The organism is Pseudonocardia sp. ICBG1034, from assembly GCF_020131375.1.
Lineage (GTDB): Bacteria > Actinomycetota > Actinomycetes > Mycobacteriales > Pseudonocardiaceae > Pseudonocardia > Pseudonocardia alni.
Map to the genome: position 1 here is coordinate 114,120 of NZ_JAHLEK010000024.1, position 13,902 is coordinate 128,021.

Genomic DNA, 13,902 nt, shown 5'->3' on the forward strand with positions numbered 1-13,902 from the left:
GGTGCACGGCCCCATCCCCCACCGGCTCCCCCGGGACGCCGCCCCCGCCTGCCAGGCAGGCTTTCGATCCCCCGACGGCGTTCGGGCCCGCCGCGTTGTCCCTCGGCGGGGACACCGGGCTCCCGGCCCCGCAGGTCCTCGACGGCGTCTACGGCTGGTCTCTGGCCGACACCGGCCTGACCCGGGTCGACCTGACCTCGGGTGAGGCGATCGTGGGCGGCTTCCCCCAGGCCCCGCTGTTCAGCGGACTGGACGTGTCCCGGCCGACCGCGATCGGTGCCCCGCCGGTCCTCGGCGCCCCGGTGCTGGCCGACCTGCCCGAGGGCCGCCGGGTCCTGGCGGCCTGGCCCGTCGAGCAGCCCGGCCAGGGCACCACCCCGGCCCGCCGCGGCATCGAGCTGGTCGCCGCGGATCCGGGCACCGCCCGCACGCTGTCCTCCATCACCGTCCCTCTGCCTCCCGAGTGGCTCGAGGAATCGCTGACGGGCTTCACGGTCTCGGTCGCCGGCGTCGTGGGGACCACGGCCATCGTGAGCGCCTCGACCTCCGCGACCGCCCACACCGCCGCAGTCGACCTGGCAGGGGGAACCCTGCGATGGTCCGCGCCCGGCGTCACTGCTGTGCTCGTCGGCGAGAGCACCGTCGCCGTCGAGGCCCGCGACCTCGTCGAGCGTGAACTGCGCGGCCTGAGCATCGGCGACGGCAGCACCCGCTGGGCCGGGCTCACGGGCAGCGCGGTGTGGCCGGTCGGGCGAGCTCGGATGCTGGTCGACCTGAGCAGCCTGTCACGCCCGGCCGGAGGCAGTCAGGTCGTGGAGATCGCGACCGGGCGATCGGTCGACAGTCCGCTCAACGGCCAACCGGGCTGGTCCTGCCGCTCCGACGACCAGGCCCTCACGATCTGCTCGCTCGCCCCCTACGTCGGGACCGACGCCGTCCTCGGGTTCGACGCCGCCGGCGTCGAGCTGTGGCGGATCACCCGTGACTCGGGGCGGGTCCCACCGACGGTCACCACCGCCTGGCACGGCATGGTCTACGGCTACACCGACGCCGGACCGCTGGTCCTCGACGGCCGGACCGGCCAGGACAGGGTCGCCTCCGCTACGACGGCTCCGCTGCTGGTCAACGAGTACTTCGCGGTGGGTCCCGACGCCCCGAGGACGCCGGAACAGCGCCCGAACTACCGCCATCCGTCGCGGCTGGTCGCGAGTCCCACTGCCGGATGAGCGGGCAGGTCAGGGGCGGTCCGGGCGCTCGGTGTGTCCGGGCGTCGGCATGGCCCGCAGATCAGCGACGACCTGCTCCAGCGCTCGGCGGGTCGCCGGCCGGAGGTGACCGATGGCCCGGACGAGGTCGGCGATGTCTGCCTGCCGCACGACCTGCAGCACCTCGAGTTCCTCGGCGCTGACCTGGGCGTAGGGGTCATCGAGCAGGTAGCTGACCGGCACCTGGAAGAACCGGGCGATGTCCTCCAGGGTTGCCTTCGACGGGTTGGTGGTGCGCCCGAGGCGCAGGTGGTTGAGCGTCGCGCGCGACACCGATCCGCCGGAGGCCTGAATGCCCGCGACCACCTCGTCGAGAGTGGTGGGCCGCCCTTGCGACTCCAGCGTGCTGAACAGGTAGTTCAGCTTGTCCGCCAGAGATCGCGAGCCCGCGGAGTCCCCTTGCGCCACCACCCTGCCCCCCTCATCTGGCCCACTCCCGAGTCACGGAGAGGCCGACGGTAGTTCTACCGCCCGATGGCGCCACCTGGCCGCAGGCTGCCGCGCGTCAGCCGCCACCGCCGCCTGCCTCTGCTCCGCCCCGCACCGTCGATGCCCGGTCAACGAGTACTTCGCTGCGGGAGCTGCGAGTCCACCAAGCCCGTAACGGCGACCGGACTACCGCGCCCCGGGGCGGCAGGCCGCGAGCCCCACCGGATCCCACCGGATGGGGGGCGTCGACGCTTCTGAAACCTTGAAAGGCCACACGCGGGCCCTGCCGAGCGAAGTGGTTGGGGGGGAGTGCTCAGCCCTGGTCGTCCCCGGGCTCCTCGCGGTAGTGGTCCTCCGGCGCCAGTTCGGGCATACCCACCCGGTCCGCCATGTCGTGCGAGTCCTCGAGGTCGGCGCGGTACCCGTTGGCTCGGCGTTCGGCCTCTCGCGCGATCGCCGATTGCCATCGGGCGGCCACCTGGGGCGGCACGTGGAGCGGGTCGTGCGCGTTGGGCGGGTCTGGAAACTCGGTCTCTACTGCGGCGAGTTCGGCCAGCATGCGGTGAGCGAGGTCAGGGTTGCGGTCCATCACGATGCGTAGCCGTTCCTCTTGTCCAGCGGTGAGTGTCCCGGCGCGCAGATCCGCCAGGTCCTCCCAGCTGAACGGTGCCGGTGAGTTGCGGTCTTCGGGCGGTGTGGTCACAGCCGCTCCGATGCGCTGGTCAGTAGAGGAGACTCGCGGAGGAGTCTAAAAGGTTCCCGCGAGCTTCGCGTTCTTTCGCCCGGAGTTGTGCTCGCGCGGCGTTGGCCCGGTTGATGCGGCTGCGGACGGTCCCGATGGGCACGCCGAGGACCTCGGCAGTTTCCGCGTAAGAGAGCCCATTGACCTTGATCAGCTCGAAGGTCCGGCGCCACGGGGTGGGGATCTGGGCCAACGCCATGGCGATAAGGGCCCGGTCTGTGACCACGTCTGCGGGGTCGGCACCGACCTGTTCGGTGTCGGCAAGGCGGCCGGTGGAGATGTCGGTGACGCGGCGTTGGTCGCGTTGCCGGTTGCGAGCGGCGGTGCGGGCGGTGTTCTCGATGATCGTGCGAAGCCAGGCTCCGACCGAGCTGCGCCCGGCGTAGGTGTCGGCGCTGCGGAAGGCGCGTAGTAGACCGTCCTGCACAGCGTCATCGGCGTCGTGATGATTCTCCAGGACCCGGAGGGCGACGATACGGAGCAGGGTGCGGTGGCGCCGGATCAGCTCGTTGAACGACTGCGGGTCGCCGTCCAGGTGGGCGCGCAGCAGTCCGGCATCGGAGAGCGGGTCGAGTGCGTCGTCCCGTGCGCCGGGGGTACGGCTCGGTCCGGCAGCCTCGGCGGTGGACGTGTCCGTCATGGGCCGAGGCGCTGCCCGTGCGAGTCCGTGTCGAGCGAGCGGGATCGATCCTTCGGGGAGATCAATGCTCTGAGCCGACGCGGTCGGGCTCGTGCAGTCGAACATCAGCTGGCACCTCGGTCTATACGATGATCCCCCCGGACGTGGTCCGAGCGTCGCAACCCGGTGACGTAGATGGCCCTCTCATCCGGTCCAGCCGGGCGAACGACCAGGTCAGAACAGGTGATCTGGATGTTCACTGAGACGATCACGGCGCTCACTGAGAGGGAGCTGATGGCGGCACCGGAATGGTTCGTTGCGCACCTCGACGAGCTGCGACGAGTGCCAGGATCCCGGCCCGCGTCGGCGCGTACCTTGGCGGACTGGGCGGCCCAGATCGGTGATGCCGAGGCGCCCTCGAGGCCTACTATCAGCCGCTGGCTGAGCGGCACCACGCTGCCGACCGGGTTCCGCCAGTTGGAACTGATGGTTGCAGGCGTGCGGGAGCACAGTAGGAATCCGCCGCGCCAGGTGCGGGAGACGTTGCTGCGGGCGGGATGGTGGCGAGGCGCCTACGAGCGCGCCCTCGCCGAGTCCGGCCGAGTAGATGCCGGCAACGGTCAGCAACCGCAGATCGTGTATCAGGGCCTGGCGCCATACGGCCGCCACGATGCTAAGCGCTTCTTCGGGCGTGGGCCGGCCATCGAGTCGCTGCGCACCCGCATCGATGCCCTGTTCCGCTCGCGCGCGCCCGGGGTGCTCGTCGTGCTCGGCCCGTCCGGGATCGGGAAGAGCAGCCTGCTCGCCGCCGGGTTGCTCCCCGCTCTGGAGCGGCACGGGTTGGACTCCGTTCCCGAGGCCGCAGACTGGCCTGCTGCGGTGATCACCCCTGGGCCGGATCCGCTCGCCGCCCTCGCCGAGGCGCTTGGCCCGCCCGGCCACTCCTCCTCGCCGGTCGTGGACACCGAGGCCTCGGCCGCTGGTCGTCCGATGTTCCTGGTGGTCGACCAGTTCGAGGAGGTCTTCACCGTTGACGAGGATCGTCGGCAGCGGTTCGTGACCGCCCTCGTCGACGCGGCCACACCGCGCGCCGACTCGACCACCCCAGCGGTGCCGGCCGGACCGGCCGCCGTGGTCCTCATCGCCTGCCGGAACGATTTCTATCCGGACCTGCGGCGCCTCGCGCCGCTGAAATCTGCGCTCGACGCCCCCTTCAACCTCGACCCGCTCACCAGTGACGAGCTGAGCGAGGCGATCAAGGAACCCGCCCGACGTGCCGGGATCACGATCGGGAACGACCTGGTCACTCGGCTCCTTGCCGACTCGGGAGTGATCAGCGGCGGAACCGTCGACGGGCAGCTGCCGCTGATCTCCCACGTCCTTGCCTTGATGAACCAGTCCGGCCCGATGACCGTCCGCGCCTACGAGCGGGTCGGCGGCCTCGACGGCGCGGTCGCGCACACCGCCACCCAGGCGTGGGAACGCCTGCAGGCCGCCGGGGTCGGCGACACCGCCCTGGCGCTACTCGTGCGAATGGTGCGGGTCGGAGACCACCACAGCCAGGACACCCACCAGAGGCTGGATCGGCACGACGTCGCCCCACTCGAGGGCCCCACCGCCCAGGCGCTGGATGTCCTGGCGGCAGCGCGGCTGATCACCGTCGGTGAGGACACCGTGCAGATCACGCACGAAGCATTGTGGCGGGCGTGGCCGCTGCTACGGGACGCGATCGATTCCGAGCGCACCGACCACGTGCGTCGACAAGCGATCGATCGGTCGGCGCGGATCTGGGATGAGGCAGGCAGGCCCGACGAACAGTTGTATCGGGGCACCCTGCTCAGCGACGCACACCGGGTCACCACCCGCTCAGCCTCCGGCGCGGTGAGCGTCACCGGCATCACGCGTGAGTTCCTCGCCGCCGCCGATGAGCAGGAGCGCCGATTCGCACGGCGCCGCCATCGGGTCCGCGGGGCGGTGACCGCTGTCGTCGCAGTCATCGCCGCGTTGGCCGTCATCGCCGGCCACCAGGCCGTGACTAGGTACCAGTCTCAGCAGCGCGCCATCCTCGCCGAGGTCAAAGCCCACGCGAAGGCCTTGCAACCGACCGACCCCTCGATGGCCGCACAGCTCTACCTCGCGGCCTACCAGCGGCAACCCGACCCAGCGCTCTACACCACTCTGCTCGACACCCAGAACCAGCCGCTGGCACACCCGCTGCGCGGCCACCGCGGTGTGGCGCGCGCGGTGATCGCGGGCTCTACGGTGGTCAGCGGCAGCGATGACGGCACCATCCGGATGTGGGCCGCCGATCAGGCGGGGACACACCAGCCCACGAGCACACTCCCGGTGTCCGGACCGGTGACCGGGCTCGCGGTAGTTCCCGGCCGCCCGGTCGTTATCAGCAGCGTGGACAACGCGAGGTCAGATCAGAGCGTGCTGCAGGCATGGAGCGTCGCCGACCCGCGCCGCCCAACAGCGCTGACCCCGGAGTTGCCGAGCGGCCCAGCGGGGATCAACGCTCTGGCGGTCAGCCCGGACGGCAAGCTGCTGATCGCATTGGATGAGGATGGTGTCCTGGGTCTCTGGAACATCACCAACCCCGCCCGTCCGGTCGACCTCGGTGTACGGCTCCCCGGAGCGAGCACGAAGGTCTACGGAAGCGGTCTGGTGGTCAGCCCGGACGGAACTACTCTGACGGCCGCGGGGGACGGAGGAACGGTCGCCCGGTGGAACATCACCGACCCCGCCCGCCCGGTCCCACTGCCGGCACTGGACGGCGGCACGCCCCGAACCCAGGCCGTCGCGATCAGCCCCGACGGGGACGTCCTCGCCGCCGGTGGCGTGGCCGGCGCCCTCCGGCTGTGGGACACCTCGGATCCGGCCCGGCCCCGACTGATCGCACAGCCGCCCGTCGACCGCGCTTCATCCATTCTCGCGGCCGCTATCAGCCCGGACGGCACCACTCTGGCGGCGGCCTCGTCGGACAGCAGCGTGACGTTGTGGAACATCGCTGACCCCACTGGTCCGATCCCGCTCGGGCAGCCCCTGCGCACCGACAGCGGCCGCGGCATCGGTTCGGTCCAGTTCAGCCAGGACGGGAACAAGCTGATCACCGGGAGTGGTGACGGGATTATCCGGGTGTGGTCGCTGCCGCAGACCCGGCTGACCGCCAGCTCGGGCACCGCGGTGGATCTGGCGTTCCGCGACGACGGCGGGATGTTGGCGGTTGGGAACCTGGACAACAACTCGATCTATCTGTGGGACACCACCGATCCAAGCTCGCCTGCCCCGGTGGGTCCTCCCTTGTCGCAGGGCGGTGCTCTTCGCGCCCGCGGGTTCAACGTCGATTTCGCCGGACGCGACGACGACGTGCTTGTCAGCAGCGGCGGGCGCACCATCCGAGCGTGGAGCATGCAAGACCCACGTCAGCCCACCCAGCTGGGGCCGGACCTTGTTCTACCCGTGGAGGTCGGCGGCCAGGCGATCAGCCCCGATGGGCGCACCCTCGCCGTAGGCGGGGCGGATGGTGCCACCCGGCTGTTCGATCTCACCGATCCGACGCGGCCCATGCCGCTGAATGTCTCGTTGGCCGGCACCCGCGGCGAGATCGTCGCCGCCCTCGATTTCAGCCCGGACGGGCGCACCCTGGCCACGACGGGACACGACGGTCAAGTCCGGCTCTGGAATACCAGCGACCCCACCCGGGCCCGTGCTGTCGGTGCCCCATTGGTTGGGCATACCGACAACATCTATGGGCTGGCCTTCAGTCCCGACGGCACGCGGCTGGCCAGCGCCGGTTTCGACCACACCGTCCGGCTCTGGGACACCACCGACCCGGCATCAGCACGAGCGCAGGGCCCGCCACTGACCGCGCAGCGCAACGTTCTCGGGGAGGTGTCGTGGAGCCGTGATGGCACCACCCTGGCCGCGGCCAGCCATGACAGCACCGTGGCCCTGTGGAACGTCGCCGACCCGGTCCGGCCCACCGCGATCGGAAACCCATTGGGTGGGCACACCGACAACGTCTATTCCGCCGCCTTCTCGCCGGCCACTCCGTCGATTCTTGCCAGCGGCGCACGCGACCAGACCGTGCTGTTGTTCAACCTCGACGTTCATGAAGCGATCCGCCGGGTCTGCGCCGCCACCCCCGATACTTTGACCCCGCAGGCCTGGGACGCCTACGTCTCTCCGGACGAGTCCTACGAACCCCCGTGCGCGGACGCCGACATGGTCGGCGACGACCAGCGGTCGAGCGCGGCCTGGTAGGCCTCCGGCACCGTCCCGACCCGGTCGACCCGCCACGCTCTTTCCCTCTGGTCGGAAGGCACTGGTGGGATCTGAGCCGCGAGCTCGTTCAGCACGGCCGTGTCCCGCCACTGCTGGTCCTCGGCAAGCTGGCGTAGCGCGATGCGGGCCTCCGCGATCTCGCCTACACACTCGAGCGGTTTGTGTCCGTCCAACCCGAGCAGTTCTCGATATCCGGCGATCTGCGCTCGATCATCCAGGAGATCTCGCTGGAAGATCTGGACGAGCCGCGATCGGGGCATGACCGCCGCCAACGCCAAGAAGACCCACCGGCATTTCGCACAATCCAGACACCAACGCTCGGTCCTGTGCGGATCCGTGGACCGGACCACGACGTTGCAGCTGCTGAACAGCTCGTCGTAACCGTCGAGCGCCGCGAACATCCGGCAAATTTCTAGCTCGCCCATTCCACGCAGGAGCGAGAAGCAGCCCGAGGCGACTCCCGTGTGCTCGCGAAGAGCACGGTCGAGTGCCTGTTCTGCTACGGCGGATTTCGCCCACTGGTGGTTCACCTCGCGGCCGCGCCAGACCAGGTTCGGCTCGTCGGCCGAACGTTCGTTGGCCAGCACCGCGGGCCCGAGTCCATGCAGTGCTGCAACTGCGGTTCCGACCAGCGACGTCATCGCAGTCAGCGGCGCATGTCCCCGAAGGAGCGCCGTGTGCCGCATCAGCTGTTTCAGCTGTGGGTCCGGGCGCGGCCGGACCCGCAACAGCCTGACCTGCGCTCTTCTCATCAAGGGTTCGAGCTGTGGTTTGACTCGACGGTCGGTCGTAAATGCTGCCGGGTTGAGACCGCCGGACTTGAGGACCTCGAGCGCCACGACCGAGTCCTTTCCACCGCTGAACCCGACCAGGGGTGTGCGACCGCTGCCCCCCAGATTGTGCAACCGGTCGACCGGGTCCCGGTACTGGGAGCGCACCGGCAGATCCAGCACGTGCTCCAACTGATGACGGTGTGCGTATTCCGCGAGGCCTTCGCGGTAAAGCTGCTGAGCCCAGGCTGCGGCCGCCGGGGCAAGCGGCATCGCAGTGATCGACACCTGCGGCGGTGCCGATACTTTGTAGTAGAAAGTGCCGACAGCTATATAGAGTAGTTCCAATACCCGAAGAAACGCCGTCAACTCAGTGTCGCCGACACCGCCCTCGGGCAGCGGGAACTTGACACCCTCAGTGAAGCACAACCGCTGGGAACTACCCTCGTGGACGAAATCGAACTCCGCGATGCCAGTCTCCGGATCGAAGCGGATCCCGGAGTAGACAAATGTGTGTATCGCGGGGAGGCGGTCATCGTCCGGCCAGTCCACAGGGCGCCCTTCTCGTCGTCGCGGGGGTATGTCTTCTCGCTCGGGCGCGCAGCACCTGGATGTGCGCGCCCCAGGGTGACAGCAGCGGACTGGACGCACGCTACCGCTGGCGCTGCGTGCTCACGGGCACCCCAGCGAGGCCTTCGCGGGTTCGTGCCCCTCCCTCCGCGGACACCTCCGGAGCGAGTCTGCTCTGCCAGGAACTTTGACACCGCCGCGCGGGTCTCCTCTCGATCCGCCCCTCCCAGGCGCGCTCCCAAGAGCTGAGGCAGACCTCGTCAGGCCGGCGAGCTCGGGACAGCGTCATTGACGGCTGGCCCGCAGGGCAGCACTGGATGGGCAGAGCGCCTCGCAGCGTCGCCTCGGCTCGAAAAGTCTTGCAACGCGGGAACTTTCACCTCCACGACGCGAGTCTCCTCTCGGACCGACGCCCCGGTTGCGACCCAACCGGCACAGAAGCAGGCCCAGGACGGAGAGGCTATGTACCAGCCAAGTGCTGTAGTCCGTCACTACCCGGATTGCTCTGGTCCCCCCGCCCCTCGGGGAGAGACGACGTCCCAGCATGACGCCCGGCCGGCAGCCCTGATCAGCAGGCTGGAGCGGGAACTGACATCGCTGTCCAGCGCAGCCATCCACGCGCTGACCTCGATTCAACAGACGTTCGACGCGAAAGTTACCGGCGGCGCTGAGCCAGGGGGCGAGAGCACCGAACGGTTGCTGAGTCTCGCCGCGGAGGCACTCGAGTCGGCGCTCACGGCCCATCAGGCACTCCAAGCACGCATCGCGGCCGTTCAGGAGGAGCGGTGAGCCTGTTCGCTGTTCTGCATCTGCCGCAGGTCGTCGACGATCCGGGCGAGAGACTTACGAGTCTCGGGGCGCAGCTCACTGATGCCGCCGACCAGTGCGGCGAGGTCTGGATCCCGCAGCTTCGCGAGCATCTCGTGTTCGCCGTCGGTGAGGACGGGATGCGGGTCGTCGAGCAGGTAGGAGACCGAAACCTTGAAGTAGGTGGCCAAGGCTTCGATGGTGCTTCGGCGTGGGTTGGTGTTGCGTCCTCGCATCATCGTGTTCAGCGTGGCGCGCGAGACCTGTCCGCCCGCAGCTTCGATCCCCTCGACGATTTCGTCGAGGTAGAGAGCGCGGGTGCTACCGGGCGGGCGAGCGAGGTGGTTCAGCTTCTCGGCCAGCGTCCGCGGCGCGCCGCTGAGGCGAGGCTCGTCTGGCACCAGTCACCTCCGCACGAACACGCCGCCTCCGTGGGCGTGGCACGGGGCGCTGTGACGCTAGCTGCGCCCAGCGCCAGATCCCAGCCGGGGCGCCCACCCGCGGCTTAGGAACCGGATCTCGCACACGATCGGTTGACCAGCCGTCGCGCTGAGCGGATAGTGACGTGATGTCGTCTTGTATTCTAGATTCTGTTTGCGATCTGATCTATTTTTGTGGAGGAGGTCCGTCATGGCACCACCGTCTCGGCGGCACCGCGCAGGGCGGTGGGTGTGATGCCGATCCGGTCCCGTCCCGCACCGTCCTCCAGCGCGCCGTGGCGCACCGCCCCCGGGTTGGGCTCCGACGGAGCCGCTGCCCCCATCAGCCGGACCTCGAGTACTGCCCTCGACAAGCAGGAGAGCCATCCCAACGAGGGCACCGTGCGCGAACCTGCTCCCGTCTTGTTCCGCCCCCCTCTCCACCGCGCCCACGAGAACGAGCCCGCGACGAGCGCTCCCGCTCCGGCTGCTGTCGGTGACATCGACAAGGACCCCCCGGCCCGCGAGCAGAAGGTGGAACAGCCAACGCCGCCGGAACAGCCACGCGACGGCGAGGGCGACGCCACCGGTTCAGAACCCGCCGGTGCGCTCGCGCGACCCCAGGTGCGACTCGACGCCGACCTCCCCCGCGAGCAGGTGGCCCCACCTCACCGTGGTCGGGCCACAGCAGCCGATACAGCCGTGATGCGCTACACCGCTAGCCAGGACTCCTTCTCCCGCTCGGTGCGATCCCTGGAGCCGATCTCGGACCTGGAGGCGGCGAGCTTCGCGGGACGGTTCGCCACGGACTTCCAGTCGTTCGACCAGGACGACCCGAGCCGTCGGGCAGAGGTACTGCGGCCTCTGCTCGCTGACCCCCAGGCCTGCACCTGGGGGTGGTCGGGCGCGGGCAGGCAGCGCGCCGACTCACCGCTACCGGGCCGGATCTACCGGCCCAGCGACACGGTGGTGTTCGTCGAGGTGATCGTCCGTGTCACCACGTACGCGCGCGCCTGCCCGCAGCCCGACGAACCGGCGGCGCACCCCACGGCGGTCGAGTCCGAGCTGACCGGAGTCGTGGGTCCCTCCTGTGCGCCTCCCGACGCCGACCCCAGGTGGGTGGCGGCCGAGGCGAACTGGGTCCGGATGACGGTCCCGATCACCCGTGACGACGACGGCCACCTGGTCGTCGACCCGCACCTGCGTCCCACCGATTCCTCCTGACCCCCACCAAGAGGTAGCTGCTGATGTCCTCGTCCAACGGCACCAACAACACCCCCGCTGCCCCGTCCTGGCTGGACGCGGGCGCTGGATGGGCCGCTCCGACCACCGGGCACGACGGGGCCCAGGTCCCCGCGACCGAGCCCGAGCCCCCGGCCGCGCCGGCGAGCGCGTCGGCGAACTGGCCGAGCAGCTCGCCATCTCGCCCGGCGGCGCCCGCGCCGGAGCGCTTCCTCGCCGAGCCACCGCTGACGAGGGCCGAACCGGTCGGTCGGTCGGCGTCGTCATCGGCAGCGTCGTCATCGGCAGCGTCGTCATCGGCAGCGTCGTCATCGGCAGCGTCGTCCGTGTCAGCGCCCGCCCCGGCGGACCCGTCCCCCGCCCCAGCTCATCGGGACCCGGTTGCCTCGGAGGATCCGCGGGCGTTCCGCCCGGCGTGGGACGAGCAGACCGGGGTGCTGTCGGGAGTGGTCCGCGAGCGGCGGGCCCGTCCTCAGCAGGGATGGCGCCACTTCGCCTACCAGCTGACCGGCGGCCGCTGGAACCCCGGACTGTCCGAGGCCGAGGCCCGGCTGCGCGACCAGCTGCAGAAGATCCGCACCCCGCTGCCCGGCCCGCACAGCGTCGTCGTCGGCTCCATCAAGGGCGGGATCGGCAAGACCACCGTCTCCGCGCTGCTCGGGCTCGCGCTCGCCGAGTACCGCGGGGACCGGGTCATCGCGATGGACGCCAACCCCGACGCCGGCACCCTCGGCGACCGCCTCGTCGGCGAGACCCTGGCCGCGAAGACCACCGTGCGCGACCTGCTCTACGCCCTGGACGAGATCCGCGCCCACACCGACCTGGCCGGCTACACCCACCTCGCCGGGCGCCTGCAGGTCCTCACCAGCGAGCAGGAACCGGAGCTGTCGGAGACGTTCTCCGCGGCCGACTACGAGGCCGCGCTGCGGCTGCTGGCCCGCTACTACAACGCGATCATCACCGACTCCGGAACCGGGATCGTGCACTCGGCGATGCAGGGCAGCCTGCGCCACGCCGACTCCCTGGTCATCGTCGGTGCCCCGACCAACGACGGCGCCTCCCGCGCCGCTCGCACCTTCCGCTGGCTGGCCGCCAACGGCTACCGCCACCTCACCGAGGACGCGGTGGTGGTGCTGTCCTACGACCGCCACAGCCCCGACATCGACGACCGCGTCATCCGCGACTTCTTCGCCGAACGCTGCCGCGCGGTGATCGTCCTCCCCCCGGACCCGCACCTGCAGGCCGGCGGGATCATCGACTTCGACGCCCTCACCCCCGCCGCGCGCGACGCCGCGCTCGAGCTCGCCGCGACCGTCGCCGAGGGCTTCCAGGGCCGGCGCACCCACGGGCTGGCCAGCCACGGGTTCCGCACCCCGCCGACTGACCCCGGTGGTGCCCGGTGATCAGTCCCCAGCTGGTCGTGGGCGCCGCGCTGGCGCTCACCACCACCCTGACCGCGTCCGGGCTCGTCCCGGCCGCCGCCCCCGAGGGCGGGGTCGAGTGCGGGTGGCGGATCACCGCGGTGCACGTGCTCGCCGAGCTCACCGGCGACACCTCCGCGCGGGCGGAGAAGCTGCGCCGGGCCCTGCTCGATGTCGGCGCGAACAAGCCCGGCTTCATCCCGTCCGAGTGCTACGAGCCCGGCTCCGGCAACTCCAGCGGGTCCGGCTCCGGTGGGTCCGGTGGGTCCGGCAACGATTCCAGCGACACCGGTACGGCCCCGGGCACGGGCAACGGCTCGGGCAGCAACGACTCCGGTGGCAACGGCTCCGGTGGCAACGGCTCCGGTGGCAACGGGTCGGGAGGCGACGGCTCCGCAGGCAACGGCGCCGACGCGGGGAACAGCTCCGGCGGCGGGACGGCCTCGGGCGGCGGAGCTGCCAGCAAGTGCAAGACCACCGCGGCGGAGACGCTCGGCTGGGGCGAGCCGAAGGTGGCTGATGAGTTCGAGGGCACCTCGATCTCCGGGGACTGGAACGCCTACGACGGGCCCGGCCACGGCGGCAACGGCCGCCGGACCCCGGACGCGATCAGCGTCGCCGACGGGCAGCTGACCATCACCGGTTCGGAGAACGGCGATGCCGGCGGGATGGCCTGGTCGCCCCACAGCCAGCAGTACGGGCGCTGGGAGGGCTGCGCCCAGTCCCCGCCCGGGGCCGGGTCGCTGCACACCCTGTTCCTGCTCTGGCCGACCGCGGAGAACTGGCCCGAGGGCGGCGAGGTCGACTTCATGGAGATCTCCGACGGGACCCGGCAGAAGGTCGAGGGGTTCCTGCACTACGGCTCGGACAACTCCCAGACCCAGGGCTCGGTCGAGATCGACGCCACCGAGTGGCACGCCTTCGCCGTGGAGTGGACCCCGGACAAGATCACCTACCTCGTCGACGGCAAGCCGTGGTTCACCGACGACGACAAGTCCCACAACCCGCCCGGGCCGATGCACCTGACCATCCAGCTCGACTACTTCGGCGGTGACGCCTCAGGCGGGGCGGCGATGCACGTCGACTGGGTCCGCCAGTACGAGCTCACCGGCGGCGGAGCCTCGGCCGGGGTCGACGTCTCGGCCGGGCAGGACGGCGTCGACGCCGGCGCCGATGTCTCCCTCGGTGACGGCGACTCCACCGGTCAGAGCAGCGATGACCGCAGCGGCGGCGACAGCGACCGCGGTGGCGATGGCGGTGGTGAACGCGGTGGCTCCGGTGGCGGGTCCCGCGGAGGCGACTGACCGACCGACCTGCTCGTGAGACAGCCC

11 protein-coding genes are annotated in these 13,902 nt (G+C 70.4%); 5 read left to right on the top strand and 6 right to left on the bottom strand.

What is annotated here, in order from left to right; translation table 11 throughout:
• The first annotated feature begins 95 nt into the window (after positions 1 to 95).
• On the top strand, positions 96 to 1,226 hold the full coding sequence (locus KPF22_RS30215) for a hypothetical protein (protein ID WP_224404095.1): 1,131 nt from the start codon (positions 96 to 98) through the stop codon (positions 1,224 to 1,226).
• 9 nt (positions 1,227 to 1,235) lie between these two features.
• Here KPF22_RS30215 and KPF22_RS30220 read toward each other — a convergent pair whose 3' ends face one another.
• From KPF22_RS30220 to KPF22_RS30230, 3 genes are all read right to left on the bottom strand, one after another.
• Positions 1,236 to 1,676 carry a helix-turn-helix domain-containing protein gene (locus KPF22_RS30220; protein ID WP_224404096.1) on the bottom strand — a complete coding sequence of 147 codons (441 nt, stop codon included), beginning with the start codon at positions 1,674 to 1,676 and terminating at the stop codon, positions 1,236 to 1,238.
• A 331-nt stretch (positions 1,677 to 2,007) separates the two neighbouring features.
• Positions 2,008 to 2,397 carry a hypothetical protein gene (locus KPF22_RS30225; protein ID WP_224404097.1) on the bottom strand — a complete coding sequence of 130 codons (390 nt, stop codon included), beginning with the start codon at positions 2,395 to 2,397 and terminating at the stop codon, positions 2,008 to 2,010.
• Between the two features lie 19 nt (positions 2,398 to 2,416).
• Positions 2,417 to 3,076 carry an RNA polymerase sigma factor gene (locus KPF22_RS30230; protein WP_224404098.1) on the bottom strand — a complete coding sequence of 220 codons (660 nt, stop codon included), beginning with the start codon at positions 3,074 to 3,076 and terminating at the stop codon, positions 2,417 to 2,419.
• Between the two features lie 231 nt (positions 3,077 to 3,307).
• Here KPF22_RS30230 and KPF22_RS30235 point away from each other — a divergent pair, with 231 nt between their 5' ends.
• Positions 3,308 to 7,321: a WD40 repeat domain-containing protein gene (locus KPF22_RS30235; RefSeq protein ID WP_224404164.1), complete on the top strand. Its 4,014-nt coding sequence runs from the start codon at positions 3,308 to 3,310 to the stop codon at positions 7,319 to 7,321.
• On the opposite strand, the gene KPF22_RS30240 is transcribed toward KPF22_RS30235, so the two are convergent.
• The 3 genes from KPF22_RS30240 to KPF22_RS32545 form a co-directional block, all read right to left on the bottom strand.
• Positions 7,255 to 8,664 carry a hypothetical protein gene (locus tag KPF22_RS30240; RefSeq protein WP_224404099.1) on the bottom strand — a complete coding sequence of 470 codons (1,410 nt, stop codon included), beginning with the start codon at positions 8,662 to 8,664 and terminating at the stop codon, positions 7,255 to 7,257. The genes KPF22_RS30235 and KPF22_RS30240 overlap by 67 nt on opposite strands.
• Before the next feature lie 791 nt (positions 8,665 to 9,455).
• Positions 9,456 to 9,890 carry a helix-turn-helix transcriptional regulator gene (locus KPF22_RS30245; protein ID WP_224404100.1) on the bottom strand — a complete coding sequence of 145 codons (435 nt, stop codon included), beginning with the start codon at positions 9,888 to 9,890 and terminating at the stop codon, positions 9,456 to 9,458.
• Positions 9,891 to 10,117: 227 nt separating this feature from the next.
• On the bottom strand, positions 10,118 to 10,252 hold the full coding sequence (locus tag KPF22_RS32545) for a hypothetical protein (protein ID WP_255625382.1): 135 nt from the start codon (positions 10,250 to 10,252) through the stop codon (positions 10,118 to 10,120).
• 361 nt (positions 10,253 to 10,613) lie between these two features.
• Here KPF22_RS32545 and KPF22_RS30250 point away from each other — a divergent pair, with 361 nt between their 5' ends.
• From KPF22_RS30250 to KPF22_RS30260, 3 genes are all read left to right on the top strand, one after another.
• Entirely contained in the window at positions 10,614 to 11,132 is a 519-nt protein-coding gene (locus KPF22_RS30250) for a hypothetical protein (protein ID WP_224404101.1), read from the top strand.
• Positions 11,133 to 11,584: 452 nt separating this feature from the next.
• Positions 11,585 to 12,553, top strand: a complete 969-nt coding sequence (locus KPF22_RS30255; protein ID WP_224404102.1) for a MinD/ParA family protein — start codon at positions 11,585 to 11,587, stop codon at positions 12,551 to 12,553.
• Positions 12,550 to 13,875, top strand: coding sequence for a family 16 glycosylhydrolase (locus KPF22_RS30260; protein WP_224404103.1), 1,326 nt, complete (start codon positions 12,550 to 12,552; stop codon positions 13,873 to 13,875). Before KPF22_RS30255 ends, KPF22_RS30260 begins: the two co-directional genes overlap by 4 nt.
• Positions 13,876 to 13,902: the final 27 nt, after the last annotated feature.